The 16,540-nt window shown below is 58.6% G+C and carries 17 protein-coding genes and 1 other RNA gene; 6 read left to right on the top strand and 12 right to left on the bottom strand.

The window, feature by feature from the left end; genetic code table 11:
- Positions 1–105 precede the first annotated feature (105 nt).
- Together rnpB and rsmI are read right to left on the bottom strand one after the other, a co-directional pair.
- Positions 106–459, bottom strand: an RNA gene (rnpB, locus tag HU718_RS25290) — RNase P RNA component class A.
- A gap of 73 nt (positions 460–532) precedes the next feature.
- Positions 533–1,438, bottom strand: coding sequence for a 16S rRNA (cytidine(1402)-2'-O)-methyltransferase (gene rsmI / locus HU718_RS25295; RefSeq protein WP_186616630.1), 906 nt, complete (start codon positions 1,436–1,438; stop codon positions 533–535).
- A 177-nt stretch (positions 1,439–1,615) separates the two neighbouring features.
- Here rsmI and HU718_RS25300 point away from each other — a divergent pair, with 177 nt between their 5' ends.
- From HU718_RS25300 to HU718_RS25315, 4 genes are all read left to right on the top strand, one after another.
- The gene (locus HU718_RS25300; protein ID WP_186616631.1) at positions 1,616–3,427 is read left to right on the top strand and encodes a penicillin-binding protein activator; all 1,812 of its coding nucleotides are present in this window, start codon (positions 1,616–1,618) and stop codon (positions 3,425–3,427) included.
- Complete coding sequence (locus HU718_RS25305) at positions 3,427–3,789, top strand: YraN family protein (RefSeq protein WP_034156479.1); 363 nt, start codon at positions 3,427–3,429, stop codon at positions 3,787–3,789. The genes HU718_RS25300 and HU718_RS25305 overlap by 1 nt, the downstream gene beginning before the upstream one ends.
- 104 nt (positions 3,790–3,893) lie before the next feature.
- Entirely contained in the window at positions 3,894–4,487 is a 594-nt protein-coding gene (locus HU718_RS25310; protein ID WP_007917022.1) for a phosphoheptose isomerase, read from the top strand.
- Positions 4,484–5,062 (top strand): BON domain-containing protein, encoded by a 579-nt coding sequence (locus HU718_RS25315; RefSeq protein ID WP_007917023.1) that lies wholly within the window; start codon positions 4,484–4,486, stop codon positions 5,060–5,062. Before HU718_RS25310 ends, HU718_RS25315 begins: the two co-directional genes overlap by 4 nt.
- Positions 5,063–5,203: 141 nt before the next feature.
- Here HU718_RS25315 and HU718_RS25320 read toward each other — a convergent pair whose 3' ends face one another.
- From HU718_RS25320 to rplM, 7 genes are all read right to left on the bottom strand, one after another.
- Positions 5,204–5,617 (bottom strand): ClpXP protease specificity-enhancing factor, encoded by a 414-nt coding sequence (locus HU718_RS25320; protein WP_016985146.1) that lies wholly within the window; start codon positions 5,615–5,617, stop codon positions 5,204–5,206.
- A 16-nt stretch (positions 5,618–5,633) separates the two neighbouring features.
- Positions 5,634–6,251, bottom strand: coding sequence for a glutathione S-transferase N-terminal domain-containing protein (locus HU718_RS25325; RefSeq protein WP_007917025.1), 618 nt, complete (start codon positions 6,249–6,251; stop codon positions 5,634–5,636).
- A gap of 146 nt (positions 6,252–6,397) precedes the next feature.
- The gene (locus HU718_RS25330) at positions 6,398–7,180 is read right to left on the bottom strand and encodes a cytochrome c1 (protein ID WP_038361065.1); all 783 of its coding nucleotides are present in this window, start codon (positions 7,178–7,180) and stop codon (positions 6,398–6,400) included.
- Positions 7,180–8,391: a cytochrome b gene (locus tag HU718_RS25335; RefSeq protein ID WP_007917029.1), complete on the bottom strand. Its 1,212-nt coding sequence runs from the start codon at positions 8,389–8,391 to the stop codon at positions 7,180–7,182. Before HU718_RS25335 ends, HU718_RS25330 begins: the two co-directional genes overlap by 1 nt.
- Positions 8,391–8,984: a ubiquinol-cytochrome c reductase iron-sulfur subunit gene (petA, locus tag HU718_RS25340; protein WP_186616632.1), complete on the bottom strand. Its 594-nt coding sequence runs from the start codon at positions 8,982–8,984 to the stop codon at positions 8,391–8,393. Before petA ends, HU718_RS25335 begins: the two co-directional genes overlap by 1 nt.
- Before the next feature lie 270 nt (positions 8,985–9,254).
- Positions 9,255–9,647 carry a 30S ribosomal protein S9 gene (rpsI, locus tag HU718_RS25345; protein WP_008080273.1) on the bottom strand — a complete coding sequence of 131 codons (393 nt, stop codon included), beginning with the start codon at positions 9,645–9,647 and terminating at the stop codon, positions 9,255–9,257.
- Between the two features lie 14 nt (positions 9,648–9,661).
- Complete coding sequence (gene rplM, locus HU718_RS25350; RefSeq protein ID WP_007917032.1) at positions 9,662–10,090, bottom strand: 50S ribosomal protein L13; 429 nt, start codon at positions 10,088–10,090, stop codon at positions 9,662–9,664.
- 245 nt (positions 10,091–10,335) lie between these two features.
- Here rplM and HU718_RS25355 point away from each other — a divergent pair, with 245 nt between their 5' ends.
- Positions 10,336–11,376, top strand: coding sequence for an NADP(H)-dependent aldo-keto reductase (locus HU718_RS25355; RefSeq protein WP_186616633.1), 1,041 nt, complete (start codon positions 10,336–10,338; stop codon positions 11,374–11,376).
- Between the two features lie 157 nt (positions 11,377–11,533).
- Here the strand turns inward: HU718_RS25355 and HU718_RS25360 are convergent, their stop codons facing one another.
- Positions 11,534–12,670, bottom strand: coding sequence for an acyl-CoA dehydrogenase family protein (locus tag HU718_RS25360; protein WP_186616634.1), 1,137 nt, complete (start codon positions 12,668–12,670; stop codon positions 11,534–11,536).
- A 250-nt stretch (positions 12,671–12,920) separates the two neighbouring features.
- On the opposite strand from HU718_RS25360, the gene HU718_RS25365 reads away from it, so the two are divergent.
- The gene (locus HU718_RS25365) at positions 12,921–13,817 is read left to right on the top strand and encodes a GlxA family transcriptional regulator (RefSeq protein ID WP_175555647.1); all 897 of its coding nucleotides are present in this window, start codon (positions 12,921–12,923) and stop codon (positions 13,815–13,817) included.
- A 177-nt stretch (positions 13,818–13,994) separates the two neighbouring features.
- Here the strand turns inward: HU718_RS25365 and zapE are convergent, their stop codons facing one another.
- Both zapE and HU718_RS25375 read right to left on the bottom strand, forming a co-directional pair.
- Positions 13,995–15,089: a cell division protein ZapE gene (zapE, locus tag HU718_RS25370; protein ID WP_186616635.1), complete on the bottom strand. Its 1,095-nt coding sequence runs from the start codon at positions 15,087–15,089 to the stop codon at positions 13,995–13,997.
- Positions 15,090–15,179: 90 nt separating this feature from the next.
- Positions 15,180–16,535 (bottom strand): tryptophan--tRNA ligase, encoded by a 1,356-nt coding sequence (locus tag HU718_RS25375; RefSeq protein ID WP_034156484.1) that lies wholly within the window; start codon positions 16,533–16,535, stop codon positions 15,180–15,182.
- Between the last annotated feature and the right edge of the window lie 5 nt (positions 16,536–16,540).

Here is a 16,540-nt window from a genome sequence, read left to right on the forward strand (position 1 = left end):
GGTGGGAAATGGCTATTACTGCGTGTGCCGCTGCCGGACTTTCAGAGCAGGCCTGCTGATATTACACAGCCCTGTTGCCAATGATTCAAGCAGGGAAAGAAAAAGGTGGAGAGTCGATCTGTAAGCCGGGTTCTGTCTTGAACAGTCATTCGTCTACGATGGCCATCACTGGACATCTTTAGCAACCTACCCGGTCCCAGCGCGGGCCACGCCTTGGGACCCTATTTGGTCTTGCTCCAAGTGGGGTTTACCTAGCCACGAACTGTTGCCAGACGTGCGGTGCGCTCTTACCGCACCTTTTCACCCTTACCGGCGCCGAAGCGCTTAGGCGGTTATTTTCTGTGGCACTTTCCGTAGGCTCACGCCTCCCAGGCATTACCTGGCACTTCGCCCTATGGAGCCCGGACTTTCCTCCCCCCCCTAATTTTCATAGAGGGCAGCGACTGTCCGATCGACTCTCCGCCGCGAAGGTTAACGGCAGAGCGCCCGAAGAACAAGCGCTAAAAGCCTCAAGACCGCTATGGGCGACGGCTTACACGCCTTTCTGTTTATCCAGCGCGACCTGATACAGCACGTTTTTGCGCTCGCCGGTGATCTGCGCGGCCAACGCAGCGGCACGCTTGAGCGGCATCTCTTCAAGCAACAGATCGAGAATGCGCATCGCCTCGCTGCTGACTGCATCTTCAGACTCCGGCGCGGTCCAGCCAGCCACCAACACGACGCATTCGCCGCGCTGCTGATTGCTGTCCGACTCGACGAACGCGCGTAGCTCAGCCAGCGGCAAACCCTTAAGCGTCTCGAAAGTCTTGGTGATTTCACGGGCAAGCAATGCCTGACGCTCACCGCCGAACACTGCTTCCATATCCTGCAGGCATTCAAGAATGCGGTGTGGTGCTTCATAGAAGATCAATGTGCGCGGCTCTTCCTTGACGGCTTCCAGTCGCGCCTTGCGCCCGACCGATTTGGCCGGCAGAAAACCTTCAAAGATAAAGCGATCGGATGGCAGACCGGCCGCCGACAGCGCGGCGATAAGGGCACAAGCTCCCGGCACCGGCACCACATTGATTCCAGCCGCCCGAGCCTGGCGCACCAGGTGATAACCCGGATCGGAAATCAGCGGCGTTCCCGCATCGGAAATCAGCGCGACGTTGTCACCGGCCAGCAAGCGGGTAATAAAACGGCTACCTTCATCTCGTTCATTGTGTTCGTGACATGCGGCCAGCGGCGTGCCAATCCCGAAGTGCTGCATCAGGCGCGCCGAGTGACGGGTGTCTTCGGCAGCGATCAAGGCCACTTCGCGGAGGATCTTCAGGGCCCGGGCGCTGATGTCGTCCAGGTTGCCGATGGGCGTCGCCACCACATAAAGCGAGCCAGCAGCGGAATTCAGGGAACCTGGAGCAGTCAAAGCGCACACCTCGTGATCGGTAAAAGAGGCCATTGTAGCGCGACACGAGGCTTGCGACGCGCCTCGACCCACCCCGGTTTTGCGCACAGTTGTGCGCCGCCGCAACATTTACTCCAGCTAAATTGTCCGATTCACGCCAGTAACATCGCGCCCCGGCCAGTGCTTGGGTACAATTCGACGCTAATTTGATCGAGTATCAGGAACACTTACATGATCGCTTGCCTGCGGCTGTTCACTGCCCTCTGCCTCGCTGCCCTGTTGGCGGCTTGTGCCAGCTCCCCTTCCTCCAGCCTTGGCGAACTTCCACGGACTCCGGATGCCAGCATCGAGCAACTGCTCGAACAGGCTAGCCAGGCGAAAACCCCGGAAAAAGCCGCCCTGTTGCGCCTCAGCGCTGCATATCTGGCTTATCGCCAAGGCAATGCCGGTCAGTCCGCGCAAATCCTGCAACAAGTGCCGATGGAACAACTCAAGCCCGGCCAGCAGATTTTTGCCAGCACGCTGAATGCTGAACTGGCCATGACCCGCAATCAGCCGAAAGCCGCGCTGACTGCCCTGAGCCATCCAAGCCTGCAACATTTGGGCGAGATGCCTGAAGAGCAGCAAGTGCGCACCGGCACCGTTCACGCCCGCGCCCTTGAAGCCGACGGTCAGACACTCGCAGCCGCTCGCGAGCGTGTGTTTATCGCGCCGATGCTGCAAGGCGAAGCCGCGAGCAAGAACCACGAAGCGATCTGGACCCTGATTGGCTCGCTGCCGACCGACCAACTGCAGCCAAACAGCACCGACGATCTCGGCGGCTGGATGGCCCTGGCCATGGCGGTGAAATCCGCAGGCACTCTGGAACAGCAACAAGCCGCGATCGACACCTGGCGCGCGCAGAATCCAAAGCACCCGGCCGCAATCAACCTGCCGCTGCCGCTGACCAAACTCAAGGAACTGGCCAGCCAGCCGCTGAGCAAAATCGCCCTGCTGCTGCCGCAGGACGGCCAATTGGCCGCTGTCGGCAAGGCACTGCGTGAAGGTTTCATGGCTGCACACTACCAGGCCCAACAAGCCGGGCAGAAACCGCCAGCGATCGAGTTCTACGACAGCTCGAAACTGACCTCGATGGACGAGTTCTACCGCAAGGCTCAGGCTGACGGCGTGCAACTGGTGGTCGGTCCGCTGGAAAAACCACTGGTCAAACAACTGAGCACCCGCCCACAACTGCCGATCACCACCCTCGCGCTGAACTACAGCGAAGGCGATCAAGGTCCGGCGCAACTGTTCCAGTTTGGTCTGGCCGCTGAAGACGAAGCCCGCGAAGTTTCGCGCCGTGCTCGCGCCGATGGCCTGCACCGCGCCGCGATCATGGTGCCGAAAGGCGAATGGGGCGACCGCGTACTGCGCGCATTCAGTCAGGACTGGCAGGCCAATGGCGGCAGCATCGTCGCCACCGAACGCGTTGATCAGCCAGTGCAGCTGGCCCAGCAGATCGCCGACATGTTCCAGCTGCGTCAGAGCGAAGCCCGCGCCAAGAGCCTGCAGAACGCCGCCGGCACCAACGTAGCCGCGCAGCCGTCGCGTCGTCAGGACATCGAGTTCATCTTCTTGGCCGCAACGCCGCAACAGGCGCAGCAGATCAAGCCGACCCTGAACTTCCAGTACGCCGGTGACGTTCCGGTTTACGCGACCTCGCACGTTTACAGCGCCAGCGGCGACGTCAACCAGTACAACGACATGAACGGCATTCGCTTCTGCGAAACCCCGTGGCTGCTGGACACCAGCGATCCACTGCGTCAGCAAGTGGTTGCGCAGTGGCCACAAGCCGCCGGTAGCCTCGGCCGCCTGTACGCGATGGGTGTGGATGCCTATCGTCTGGCACCACGCCTGGGTCAACTCAAGGCCCTGCCGGACAGCCGCATTGACGGTGAGTCGGGCAGCCTCGGCATGACTCAGACCCAACGCGTCGTGCGTCAGTTGCCTTGGGCGCAGTTCGTCAGCGGCCAGGTTCAGCGCCTGCCGGACACTCCGCGCTGATGCCCGACAGGTCACGCTCGCAAAGCGGCAAGGATGCCGAGCGCCAGGCGCTCGAGCATCTGCAACAACAAGGTCTGCGCCTGCTGGCGCAGAACTGGTTTTGTAAACGCGGCGAGCTTGATCTGGTCATGCTTGATGGCGATACAGTAGTATTCGTTGAAGTTCGTTACAGAAAAAACACTCAATGGGGTGGCGCGCTCGCTAGCATCGATGGGCGCAAGCAGCAGAAACTGATTTTCGCTGCGCAGTATTTTCTTCAGCGCGAGTCGCGTTGGGCCAATTCCCCTTGCCGCTTCGACGTGGTGGCCATCGACAGCCATCCGGATCAGCTGAACTGGTTGCAGAATGCTTTCGACAGTTGATCGTCGGCGTTGCGACCCGGACAATCCCACCGACAAATTTTGCTCTTTGCTTTGCGGGCTGCACATTCATGTGCCGGACAGCCGCGCTACTTAAGGTCACACAGATGGACATGCAATCCCGAATTCGCCAGCTTTTCCAGGCCAGTATCGATACCAAGCAACAGGCGATGGACGTACTTGCACCGCACATCGAGCAAGCCAGCCAGATCATGGTCAACGCCCTGCTCAACGAAGGCAAAATGCTTTCGTGCGGCAATGGCGGCTCGGCCGGCGATGCCCAGCACTTCTCCTCCGAGTTGCTCAACCGCTTCGAGCGCGAGCGTCCGAGCCTGCCGGCGATCGCCCTGACCACCGACACCTCGACGATCACCTCGATCGCCAACGATTACAGCTACAACGAAGTGTTCTCCAAACAGATCCGTGCGCTCGGTCAGCCAGGCGATGTCTTGCTGGCGATTTCGACCAGCGGCAACTCGGCGAACATTATTCAAGCGATCCAGGCCGCACATGATCGCGAAATGATTGTCGTAGCTATGACCGGACGCGATGGCGGCGGCATGGCGTCGCTGCTGTTGCCCGAGGACGTCGAGATTCGCGTACCGGCCAATGTCACTGCACGTATTCAAGAAGTCCACTTGCTGGCGATCCATTGCCTTTGCGATCTGATCGACAGCCAACTGTTCGGGAGTGAAGAATGACCCCTAATCGCCTTGGCCTTCTGGCCTTGACCCTGTGCCTCGGCATCAGCGGCTGCACCTCGGTGGTGAACGCCAGCCGTGAAGCCCCGATCGACGACGACCGTGGCACCCGCACCTTCGGTAGCAAGATCGATGACTCTTTGATCGAAACCAAAGTGGGCGTGAACGTGGCCAAAGCCGACCCAGCCCTGGACAACGATTCGCACATCGTCGTCACCAGCTTCAACGGCGTCGTACTGCTGGCCGGCCAGACACCTCGCGCAGACTTGAAAGCCAAGGCTGAGCAGGCAGCAGCGGCGGTCCAACGGGTAAAAACCGTTCATAACGAACTGCAAGTCATACCGCCGTCCGGCTTCCTGGCGCGCCAGAACGACACCTGGCTGACGTCCAAGATCAAGACGCAGATGCTCACCGACGCCAGCATCCCTGGCTCGCGCATCAAGGTCGTGACCGAGAACGGTATCGTCTACCTGCTGGGCCTGCTGACCAAACAGGAAGCCACTCAGGCGACCAATCTGGTGCAGGGCGTATCGGGCGTGCAGAAGATTGTGAAGCTGTTCGAGTACATCGACTGACTTACCCTCCCTCTGTAGGAGCTGCCGAAGACTGCGATCTTTTGATTCTCAAAACAAGATCAAAAGATCGCAGCCTTCGGCAGTTCCTACAGGGGAAAAACAGGCAATAAAAAAGGCGATCCATCCGGATCGCCTTTTTTATTACTTCACCACTTTCAAACTCGGCCGACCGCTTGGGCGCGGTGGCTCGCTGTCCGGTGGCGGCAGGTCGTCATCCGGCTCAATGTCATCCTCGTCATCCATTGGTGACTCGATATCGAACACCATGCCCTGACCGTTCTCCCGGGCATAGATCCCAAGGATCGCGCTGATCGGCACGTACAGGCTGTGCGGGACGCCACCGAAGCGACCTTCGAAGGTCACCACGTCGTTGTCCATGTGCAGATGACGCACGGCACTGGGCGAGATGTTCAGGACAATCTGCCCGTCACTGGCGAAACCCTGCGGCACCTGCACCGCCGGGTATTCGGAATTGACCAGCATGTGCGGGGTGCAATCGTTATCAACAATCCACTCGTAGAGCGCGCGGACCAGATAAGGTCGACTGGAGTTCATAGCGGCTCCTTAAGCCTTAGCGCATATCGCGTTCGACACCAGACAGACTCGCCTGGAAAGCCTCACGCGCAAACGAGCGCTCCATATAATCAAGCAGCGGCTTGGCCGGCCGCGGCAGTTCAATACCCAGAATCGGCAAACGCCAGAGTATTGGCAATAGGCAGCAATCCACCAGACTTTGTTCCTCACTGAGGAAAAACGGCTTGTCGGCAAACAGCGGCGACACGCCCGTCAGGCTTTCACGCAATTCCTTGCGCGCCACGACACGCGCGGCCTCCTTGGACTTGGGATCCAGAATCAGATCCACCAGACCACACCAGTCGCGCTGAATACGATGAATCAGCAAACGGCTGTTGGCACGCGCCACCGGATAAACCGGCATCAACGGCGGGTGCGGGTAACGCTCATCCAGATATTCCATCACCACGGTCGACTCCCACAACGCCAGGTCACGATCGACCAGCGTCGGCAGACTGCCGTAAGGGTTTACCTCAATCAGTTTAGGCGGCTGGCGACCAGCTTCCACATAAATGATCTCGGCGCTGACACCCTTCTCTGCAAGCACAATGCGCACTCGGTGGGAATAGTGGTCGGCGGGGTCGGAGTAACAGGCCAACCGATTGGTCACGCCCATGGCGATCCTCCTCGCTTGTTGAAATTATCGGAACCGGAAAAACGCGCGCGCCCAGAGGGCGCCTCCCGCAACCTCTGGCTGACCAGACGTTGCGTTATCGGAGGCGCCCTTGGGCGCGCGCGATTAACAGCAATGCTTGAAGCGTATCAGTGCACGTCTTTCCAGTATTCACGCTTGAGCAGGTAGGCGAACACAAAGAAGAACGCCAGGTACAGCAAAACGTAAGTACCGATGCGCTGATGTTGCAGCTTAACCGGGTTAGCCGAGTAAGCCAGGAAGGTTACCAGATTCTTGACCTTCTCATCGAACTGCTCTTCGTTCAGAGCACCGGATTTCGGCACGATGGTCAGTTGATCGCACGCTTCATGGGTCAGAGGCGTACCGGTCAGCGGATCATATTGCTTCTTGCCGTCTTCGACGATCTGCACCTGTTTGCAACCCACGACCTGACGACCTTGCAGGCCGACCAGTACGTTAGGCATGCCGACGTTCGGGAAGACCTTGTTGTTCACACCCCATGGGCGTGCCGGATCTTCGTAGAACGACTTCAGGTAACCGTAGAGCCAGTCAGTGCCACGCACGCGAGCGACCAGGGTCAGATCCGGTGGTGCCGCGCCGAACCAGGTCTTGGCATCCGCCGGCTGCATGCCGATGTTCATGTGATCGCCAATCTTGGCACCGGTGAACACCAGCTTCTCCAGCATCAGTTCGTGCGGCACACCGAGATCATCGGCAACCCGCTCGTAACGCTGGAACTTGGCACTGTGACAACCCATGCAATAGTTGGCAAAGGTGCGTGCGCCATCCTGCAGGGCAGCCTTGTCGGAAACGTCGATGTCGACCTTTTCCAGCTCCGGACCACCGTGTTCAGCGGCGAAAGACAGCACAGGCAACGCAGCAAAAATCAGAGCAAAAAATAACTTTTTCATCAGCCAGTCACCCTTTCCGGAACCGGTTTGGTCTTCTCGAGCCGGGTGTAGAACGGCATCAGAATGAAGTAGGCGAAGTACAGGAAGGTGCAAACCTGCGACAGCAAGGTTCGCTCCGGCGTCGGCGCAAGCACACCGAGAATGCCGAGAATCACGAACGAAATGCAGAACACCAGCAGCCAGATTTTGCTCATCCAGCCTTTGTAGCGCATCGACTTGACCGGGCTGCGATCGAGCCACGGCAGCACGAACAGCACCGCAATCGCCGCCCCCATGGCGATAACGCCCATGAGTTTGTCAGGGATCGCACGCAGGATCGCGTAGAACGGTGTGAAGTACCAGACCGGCGCAATATGCTCTGGCGTCTTGAATGGGTTGGCTTGCTCGAAGTTTGGTTTTTCGAGGAAATAGCCGCCCATTTCCGGGAAGAAGAACACAATGAAGCAGAAGATAAACAGGAACACCACAACACCGACAATGTCTTTCACGGTGTAGTACGGGTGGAAGGCAATGCCGTCCAGCGGGATGCCGTTTTCATCTTTGTGCTTCTTGATGTCGACGCCGTCAGGGTTGTTCGAACCGACTTCGTGCAGCGCCAGAATATGCAGCACCACCAAGCCGAGAATCACGATCGGCAGCGCGACAACGTGCAAGGCAAAGAAGCGGTTCAGGGTGATCCCGGAGATCAGGTAGTCACCACGAATCCACTGAGTCAGGTCGTTGCCGATCACCGGAATCGCACCGAACAGCGAGATGATCACCTGAGCACCCCAATAGGACATCTGGCCCCACGGCAGCAGATAACCCATGAAGGCTTCGGCCATCAGCGCCAGGTAAATCAGCATGCCGAACACCCAGACCAGCTCACGCGGTTTCTGGTACGAGCCGTAGAGCAGACCCCGGAACATGTGCAGATAAACCACGATGAAGAACGCCGAAGCGCCGGTCGAGTGCAGCAGACGCAGGATCGAGCCGTACTCGACGTCACGCATGATGTATTCAACGGAGGCGAAGGCTTCTTCTGCCGACGGCGTGTAGCTCATCGTCAACCAGACACCGGTGACGATCTGATTTACCAGAACCAGCAGCGCCAGGGAGCCGAAGAAATAGAAGAAGTTAAAGTTTTTTGGCGCGTAATACTTGCTGAGATGGTCTTCCCACATTTTTGTCGCAGGAAAGCGCGCATCAACCCAATCCATGAATTTGCTCATCACGCTTTCTCCGTATCGACGCCAATGACAATCAGGTCATCGGTCTCATAGGAATGCGGGGGAACTGGCAGGTTCAAAGGCGCAGGTTGCGACTTGTAGACACGGCCAGCCAGATCGTAGTGGGAACCGTGGCAAGGGCAGAAATAGCCACCGACCCAGTCTTTGCCCAGATCCGCAGGTGCCACTTCGGGACGGAAAGTTGGCGAGCAACCCAGGTGCGTGCAGATCCCGATCAGCAGCAGAATTTCCGGCTTGATCGAGCGCACTTCAGGGTCGACATAGGTGGGTTGCGTGGAGTTTTTGGAGGTTGGATCGGAGAGCTGGCCCTCGATCTTCTTGAGATTCCCCAGGATTTCCTCGGTACGGCGGACAATGAACACCGGCTGGCCGCGCCACTCAGCAATCATCTGCTGTCCTGGCTCGATTTTGCTGACATTCACTTTCACCGGTGCACCGGCGGCTTTCGCCTTGGCACTGGGAAACCATGACCCCACGAACGGGACCGCAGCCCCCAACGCTCCTGCAGCACCCACCACGGATGTGGCTGCTACCAAGAAGCGACGCCGGCCTGCATTCACGCCGTCATTGCTCATTCAGTCCTCTCCCATCAGCTTTTGTGGCCTGTTAAATCAGGCGTCTACTAAATAAATCAATGTTACTTATAAAAATTTTGCCGAGATGTTAATGAAAAGCCCCAATTCTGACAAGGGAATTACCCGGAGCTCGTACCCTCAAGCCTTGCAGTATAGGGGGTCTACGGAAGTGGCAAGTTGTCGCAGCGCAATTCTTTGATAAATCACAGGCATAAAAAAACGCCCGCTTCCGTGAGGAGGCGGGCGTTCTTTTTGAACGCGGAAGCGGAATTAACGCTTCGAGTACTGCGGACGCTTACGCGCTTTACGCAGACCAACTTTCTTACGTTCAACTTCACGGGCGTCGCGAGTAACGAAGCCAGCTTTGCGCAGAGCGCCACGCAGGGTTTCGTCGTAGTCCATCAGAGCGCGAGTGATGCCGTGGCGGATTGCGCCAGCTTGACCACTTACACCACCGCCGATCACGGTGACGTAGATGTCGAACTTCTCGACAGTCTCAGTCAGCTCCAGCGGCTGGCGAACTACCATGCGGGCAGTTTCGCGGCCGAAGAAGTTTTCCAGCGAACGGTTGTTGATGGAGATGTTACCAGTACCCGGACGCAGGAAAACGCGTGCGGTTGCGGTCTTGCGACGGCCAGTGCCGTAATTTTGAGTCGCCGACATAATGTACTATTCCGTTAAAACTTCAGTTCTTGGGGCTGCTGAGCAGTATGTGGGTGTGCAGCGCCCGCATAGACTTTCAGCTTACGGTACATGTCGCGACCCAGTGGGTTTTTAGGCAGCATGCCTTTAACCGCGGTCTCGATCACGCGCTCAGGGGCTTTAGCGATCAGCTTTTCAAAGTTGATCGACTTGATGCCGCCCGGGAAACCGGAGTGGGAGTAGTACATTTTGTCAGTGGTTTTAGCACCGGTAACACGAATCTGCTCAGCATTGATTACGACGATGTAGTCGCCGGTATCAACGTGAGGAGTGTACTCAGGCTTGTGCTTGCCACGCAGACGGCTCGCGATTTCGGTGGCCAGACGACCCAGGGTCTGACCAGCAGCGTCGACGACAAACCAGTCGCGCTTTACTGTTTCCGGTTTAGCAGTAAAAGTTTTCATTCTTTATAGCCTCAGGGGCCGCCCTGTAAATTAGACGGCGGATCTTACTGAATAGTGCGTACTTTGACAAGTCAAAGGCAGCCGGATACAGACGCTTTCGGGGGCTCGGGTCGGCGCGTCCGTTCAACGGCAAGATTCTTCGGCGGCGGCGCATCACTTCCACTGCAGAAAGAGGTCGGCAATTATGCAGATTGCGAAAAATATTTCAACCTGCTTTTATGATTGTTTTGCCCAAGGAGCACCCGATGGACTATCGCCAGCTAGGCCGTACCGACCTGAACGTGAGTGCAATCTGCCTCGGCACCATGACCTGGGGCGAGCAAAACACTGAAGCTGAAGCCTTCGCCCAGATCGGACGGGCCAAAGAAGCGGGGATCAATTTCATCGACACCGCCGAGATGTACCCGGTGCCGCCGAAAGCCGAAACCTATGCCACCACCGAGCGCTATATCGGCAATTACTTCAAAAGTCGCGGCGACCGGGCCGACTGGATCCTCGCCAGCAAGATCGCCGGCCCCGGCAACACCATCGACTACATCCGCGACAAAAACCTGCGCCACAACCGCCAGCACATTACCGCCGCGGTGGACGCCAGCCTCGAACGCCTGCAGACCGACTACATCGATCTGTATCAACTGCACTGGCCGGAGCGCAGCACCAACTTTTTCGGACAGCTGGGCTACAAACACAAGATCGAAGCCAACCTGACGCCGCTGGAAGACACCCTCGAAGCGCTCGACGAGCAGGTGAAGGCCGGCAAGATCCGTCACATCGGCCTGTCCAACGAAACCCCGTGGGGCACCATGCGTTTTCTGGCGCTGGCCGAAGCCCGTGGCTGGCCGCGTGCCGTGTCGATCCAGAACCCGTACAACCTGCTCAACCGCAGTTTTGAAGTCGGCCTGGCGGAAATCGCCATCCGCGAACAGTGCGGCCTGCTGGCCTATTCGCCGCTGGCGTTTGGTTTCCTCTCAGGCAAGTACGAGGGCGGCGCCCGCCCACCGAAAGGTCGCCTGAGCCTCTACAGCCGCTTCAGCCGCTATTTCAATGCGCAGTCGGAAGCAGCGTGCAGCCGTTATGTGGCGCTGGCCCGTGAACATGGTCTGGATCCGGCGCAAATGGCGCTGTCGTTTGTCACGCAGCAACCGTTTGTCACCAGCAACATCATTGGGGCGACGACGCTTGAGCAACTGGACAGCAACATCGCCAGCTTCGATCTGAAGCTTTCCGATGAGGTGCTGGCTGGGATTGAGGCGATTCACAAGGATCACCCGAACCCAGCGCCTTGATCGACCGCTAAAAGCTTCGCGAGCAGGCTCGCTCCCACAGGTACAGCGTGATCCTTGTGGGAGCGAGCCTGCTCGCGAAGAGGCCGATCAGAGCACCACCAAAGCGGAACGCGGAGCGTCCCAGGCGGCATTCCCACGCAGAGCGTGGGAACGATCATCAAAGCGACCGCGCAATGATCTCCTTCATGATTTCATTGGTGCCGGCATAGATCCGTTGCACCCGCGCATCCGCCCACGCCCGGGCCACCGGGTATTCCCACATGAAGCCGTAGCCACCATGCAACTGCACGCACTCGTCGAGCACCTTGCATTGCAGGTCGGTGCCCCAGTACTTGGCCATCGCCGCCGTCGGCACGTCGAGCTTGCCTTGCAGATGCAACTCAAGACAGCGATCAACGAACACACGACCGATCTGAATTTCCGTGGCCATTTCCGCCAGTTTGAAGCGGGTATTCTGGAAGTCCGCGATCGCCTTGCCGAATGCCTTGCGATCACGGGTGTAATCGATTGTCCATTGCAACGCTGCTTCTGCCGAAGCCAGGCCACCAATCGCCACGGTCAGGCGCTCTTGCGGCAATTCCTGCATCAGATAAGCGAACCCCGCCCCGGCCTGCCCCAGTAAATTTTCCTTCGGCACGCGTACGTCCTGGAAGAACAATTCCGACGTGTCCTGCGCCTTCATGCCGACCTTCTCCAGGCGCTTGCCCTTGTCGAAGCCCGGCGTATTCGCTTCGACCAGAAACAGACTGGTGCCCTTGGCCCCGGCCTTCGGATCGGTCTTGGCAACAACGATCACCAGGTCCGCGAGAAAGCCGTTGGTAATGAAGGTTTTCGAGCCGTTGATCACATATTCGTCACCGTCCAGCACGGCGGTGGTCTTGACGCCCTGCAGATCGGAACCCGCGCCGGGCTCAGTCATGGCGATGGCCGTGACCATCTCGCCCGAAACCAGTTTCGGCAGGTATTTGTGCTTCAGCGCCTCGCTGCCGTAATGCAGGATGTACGGCGCGACAATGTCCGAATGCAGCGAGAAGCCGATGCCGGTCAGGCCCAGTCGCCCGACCTCTTCGATCACGACCGCGCTGTAGAGAAAGTCCGCCCCCAGCCCGCCATATTCTTCCGGCAGGTGCGAGCAGAGCATCCCCGCCTCCCCCGCCTTGTTCCACAGTTTGCGGTCGATATGGCCTTGTTTCTCCCATTGCGCATGGAACGGCACGGCCTCTTTTTCGAGGAAGGTTCGTACGCTGTCGCGGAACAATTCGTGCTCGGAGCTGAACAAGGTTCTGGGGATCATGCGGCACCTTTCTTTGTTGTTGGAGTGAGATGACCTTCAGAGACTAAGCCTCCCTTCTGACACAGGACACTGGACACATCCGACAAAAAATAAGACGATCCAGCCGTCTGGTGACCACTTTCCCTTATAAAAACAAAACAAAAGTTGAATTATGTCCAAGCAAGTCTCCACGCCCTTGCGGCGCGTCAGCATCCTGGCAATCGACCGGGTTTTCGCCTCCACTCTCATGCAAGCCAAGGATTTCTTCCATCTGGCCAGCCTGCGTTATGGCAAACAACTGGGCCACGGCCTGACACCGGCGTTTGAAACGCGCCTGGTCAGCCCCGACGGCAAACCGGTGAACAGCTTCAGTGACGTCGTGATGCCGGTCGACGGCGGTCTGGAAAACGCCGATGTCATTATCCTCCCGGCGTTCTGGGACGATTTCGACACGCTGTGCGGCCGTTACCCCCAAGTGTTGCCGTGGCTGCGTGAACAGCACGCCCGTGGCGCGGTGTTGTGCGGTGAAGCCACCGGGGTGTTCTGGCTGGCCGAGGCCGGCCTGCTCAACGGCAAGGAAGCGACCACTTACTGGCGCTTCTTCAATGCCTTCGCCGAGCGCTTTCCCAAGGTCTATCTCAATCAGGACAAGCACCTGACCGATGCCGACAATTTGTATTGCGCTGGCGGCACCACGTCAGCCTGCGACCTGTACATCTACTTGATCGAGCGTTTCTGTGGGGCCAACGTCGCGCAAGCGGTGGCTCGCGATATTCTCTATGAAGTGCAGCGCAGCTATGCGCCGGGGCGTATCGGGTTCGGTGGGCAAAAGCTGCACCAGGACGTGATCATCCTGCAGATCCAGCACTGGCTCGAAGAGCATTTCGCCGACAAGTTCCGCTTCGAAGATGTCGCACGCGAGCATGGCATGAGCATCCGCAATTTCATGCGGCGCTTCCAGACCGCCACCGGTGACAAGCCACTGCATTACTTGCAACGGCTGCGTATCGAGACGGCGAAAGGCTTGCTGTCCGGCAGCCGCAAGAGCATCAAGACCATCAGTTATGAGGTCGGTTACGACGATGCGAGCTTCTTTGCGCGGTTGTTCCGTCAGCATACGGAGCTGTCGCCGAACCAGTATCGGCAGCAGTTTCAGCAGGCTGCATAATTTTCCTGCAACAGCGCAATTCAATGTGGGAGCGAGCCTGCTCGCGAATTCGGTTTCACATTCAACAAAATTGTTGGCTGACACACCGCCTTCGCGAGCAGGCTCGCTCCCACAGGGGAAATCAGTGCCAATAAAAAGGGCCTGCAATTGCAGGCCCTTTTTCTTTGCCGATTCTGTTTAAGGCTTGTGCGCCCGCGACAGGAATTCGTGCGATTGCATCTCCAGCAAACGACTCAGCGTGCGCTGGAATTCGAAGTTCAGACGGCCGCCGGTGTACAGATCCTTCAGCTCGACTTCAGCCGAAATGATCAGCTTCACGTTACGGTCGTAGAACTCGTCGACCATGTTGATGAAGCGGCGGGCAATGTCGTCGGTGGTGACGCTCATCTGCTCGACACCGCTGAGCAGCACGGCGTGGAAGATCTTGCCCAGCTCGATATAGTCGTTCTGGCTACGCGGGCCGTCGCACAGTTCGCGGAAGTCGAACCAGGCCACGTCATCGCAAGTCCGCAGGGCACGGATTTCGCGGTTCTCGATCATCAGTACATCGTTCTCGACCGCGGCAGTGCATTCCGGCGTCAGTGCCTTGAAGCTCTTGCGCAGGCTTTCGTGAGCGGCTTCGTCGAGCGGATAGTGGAACAGTTCCGCTTGTTCGAGGTGACGCAGACGGTAGTCGACGCCGCTGTCGACGTTGACGATCTCGGTGTTCTGCTTGATCAGCGCAATCGCCGGCAGGAAGCGCGCACGTTGCAGACCGTCCTTGTACAGACCGTCCGGAACGATGTTCGAGGTCGCGACCAGGGTCACGCCGTTCTTGAACAGTTCTTCCATCAGCGTGCCGAGGATCATCGCGTCGGTGATGTCGGAGACGAAGAACTCATCGAAGCAGATTACCCGCGACTCGGTCGCGAAGCGCTTGGCGATGATGGTCAGCGGGTTTTTTTCGCCGCCGAGGGTTTTCATTTCTTCGTGCACGCGCTTCATGAAGCGGTGGAAGTGGGTGCGGGTCTTTTCCTTGAACGGCAGCGCTTCGAAGAAGGTGTCGACCAGGTAAGTCTTGCCGCGACCTACGCCGCCCCAGAAATACAGGCCCTTGACCGGCGCCTGATCTTTTTTGCCGAACAGCTTGCTCAGCAGACCCGGCTTGTTCTGATCGGCGGCGATCAGATCCTCGTACAGACGCTGCAAATGACGCACAGCAGTTTCCTGCGCGGCGTCATGGAAGAAGTCCGGGCGTTTCAGATCAGCTTGGTATCGTTCTAGGGGCGTCATAATTCGTTAGCAAGGCAACAAAAACGGGCCGTCACTGTAGCGACGGCCCGGGGGAATGGCAATCGGCCCTTGGTCGGACCGTGCCGCCGATTAGTCCTGAACCGGGGTCAGCGCAACGCGCAGCGCCTCGATGGCCGCGTCCCGCGCAGCAGCATCGGCGAACGCCGGGCTGTCGCCAACGCACTCGCCTTCCAGCCACACGCTGAAGCTCAGGTCTTCACTGCGCACGTCCAGTGGCTGGCCAGATTGCAGTTGCTTGGTCACCTGGCCTGCGGTTTTGCCATCGGCGAAGTTACGCGACAGCAGCAGTTGCTCGCCATCAGCTGCCAGCAGACGGAAGCGGAAGCTGCCGTCGTCTTCACGGAAGCTGACGAAACGCGCGGCTTTCGCGGCTTTCTTCTTGGTCGTCGCGGCAACCTGAACCTGATTGACGAAAGAGCGCAGGCCAACGGCTTCGCGCAGTTCGTTGAGGAACGGCGTTGCCACGGCACGAGCCTTCTTGGCGCCGATCTGCAGGATGTCTTCCAGATCCGCCGGACGCTCGATCAACTGGTGATACTTGTCGCGCGCTTCGCCGAGATCGTTGTCGAGCAGCTGGAACAGACGGTTCTTCGCCTCGCCCCAACCCAGACCGCCCAACAGTTCGCTGCGGAATTCGTCAGCCTGCGCCGGGGTCGCGAACGCCTGGAACAGGGTGAACAGGTGCGAGTTGTCCGGATCCTTGGCTTCGCCTGGCGCTTTGGAGTCGGTGACGATCCGCGAGATCGCGTCCTTCATTTCCTTGGCGCTGGAGAACAACGGAATGGTGTTGTCGTAGCTCTTCGACATCTTGCGACCGTCGAGGCCTGGCAACGTCGCCACGCTTTCTTCGATCAGCGCTTCGGGCATGGTGAAGAATTCTTTGCCCTGCCCGAACAGGTGGTTGAAGCGCTGGCCGATGTCGCGGGCCATTTCCACGTGCTGGATCTGGTCGCGACCGACCGGCACCTTATGCGCGTTGAACATCAGGATGTCTGCGGCCATCAGCACCGGGTAGCTGTAGAGGCCCATGGTGATGCCGGCATCCGGGTCTTCACCGGTTTCGACGTTCTTGTCCACCGACGCCTTGTAAGCGTGCGCACGGTTGAGCAGGCCCTTGGCCGCGACGCAGGTCAGCAGCCAGGTCAGCTCAGGGATTTCCGGGATGTCGGACTGGCGGTAGAAGGTCACGCGGTCGACATCGAGGCCACCGGCCAGCCAGGTCGCAGCGATTTCCAGACGCGAGCGCTGGATGCGCAGCGGGTCATCGCATTTGATCAAGGCGTGGTAGTCGGCCAGGAAATAGAACGAATCGGCATTGCTGTCGCGGCTGGCGAGGATCGCCGGGCGGATGGCGCCGGCGTAGTTGCCCAGGTGCGGCGTGCCGGTGGTGGTGATGCCGGTGAGGATACGGGTACGGTTCGTCATGGGTA

Origin of the sequence: Pseudomonas tensinigenes, from assembly GCF_014268445.2 — a bacterium.
GTDB lineage: Bacteria > Pseudomonadota > Gammaproteobacteria > Pseudomonadales > Pseudomonadaceae > Aquipseudomonas > Aquipseudomonas tensinigenes.

Coding starts and splice junctions, on each gene's coding strand:
- HU718_RS25375 (WP_034156484.1), bottom strand. CDS start 16,535: ATGACGAACCGTACCCGTATCCTCACCGGCATCACCACCACCGGCACG.
- HU718_RS25310 (WP_007917022.1), top strand. CDS start 3,894: ATGGACATGCAATCCCGAATTCGCCAGCTTTTCCAGGCCAGTATCGAT.
- HU718_RS25305 (WP_034156479.1), top strand. CDS start 3,427: ATGCCCGACAGGTCACGCTCGCAAAGCGGCAAGGATGCCGAGCGCCAG.
- HU718_RS25320 (WP_016985146.1), bottom strand. CDS start 5,617: ATGAACTCCAGTCGACCTTATCTGGTCCGCGCGCTCTACGAGTGGATT.
- HU718_RS25315 (WP_007917023.1), top strand. CDS start 4,484: ATGACCCCTAATCGCCTTGGCCTTCTGGCCTTGACCCTGTGCCTCGGC.
- HU718_RS25330 (WP_038361065.1), bottom strand. CDS start 7,180: ATGAAAAAGTTATTTTTTGCTCTGATTTTTGCTGCGTTGCCTGTGCTG.
- rpsI (WP_008080273.1), bottom strand. CDS start 9,647: ATGTCGGCGACTCAAAATTACGGCACTGGCCGTCGCAAGACCGCAACC.
- HU718_RS25300 (WP_186616631.1), top strand. CDS start 1,616: ATGATCGCTTGCCTGCGGCTGTTCACTGCCCTCTGCCTCGCTGCCCTG.
- HU718_RS25355 (WP_186616633.1), top strand. CDS start 10,336: ATGGACTATCGCCAGCTAGGCCGTACCGACCTGAACGTGAGTGCAATC.
- HU718_RS25335 (WP_007917029.1), bottom strand. CDS start 8,391: ATGAGCAAATTCATGGATTGGGTTGATGCGCGCTTTCCTGCGACAAAA.
- HU718_RS25325 (WP_007917025.1), bottom strand. CDS start 6,251: ATGGGCGTGACCAATCGGTTGGCCTGTTACTCCGACCCCGCCGACCAC.
- petA (WP_186616632.1), bottom strand. CDS start 8,984: ATGAGCAATGACGGCGTGAATGCAGGCCGGCGTCGCTTCTTGGTAGCA.
- rsmI (WP_186616630.1), bottom strand. CDS start 1,438: ATGGCCTCTTTTACCGATCACGAGGTGTGCGCTTTGACTGCTCCAGGT.
- zapE (WP_186616635.1), bottom strand. CDS start 15,089: ATGACGCCCCTAGAACGATACCAAGCTGATCTGAAACGCCCGGACTTC.
- rplM (WP_007917032.1), bottom strand. CDS start 10,090: ATGAAAACTTTTACTGCTAAACCGGAAACAGTAAAGCGCGACTGGTTT.
- HU718_RS25360 (WP_186616634.1), bottom strand. CDS start 12,670: ATGATCCCCAGAACCTTGTTCAGCTCCGAGCACGAATTGTTCCGCGAC.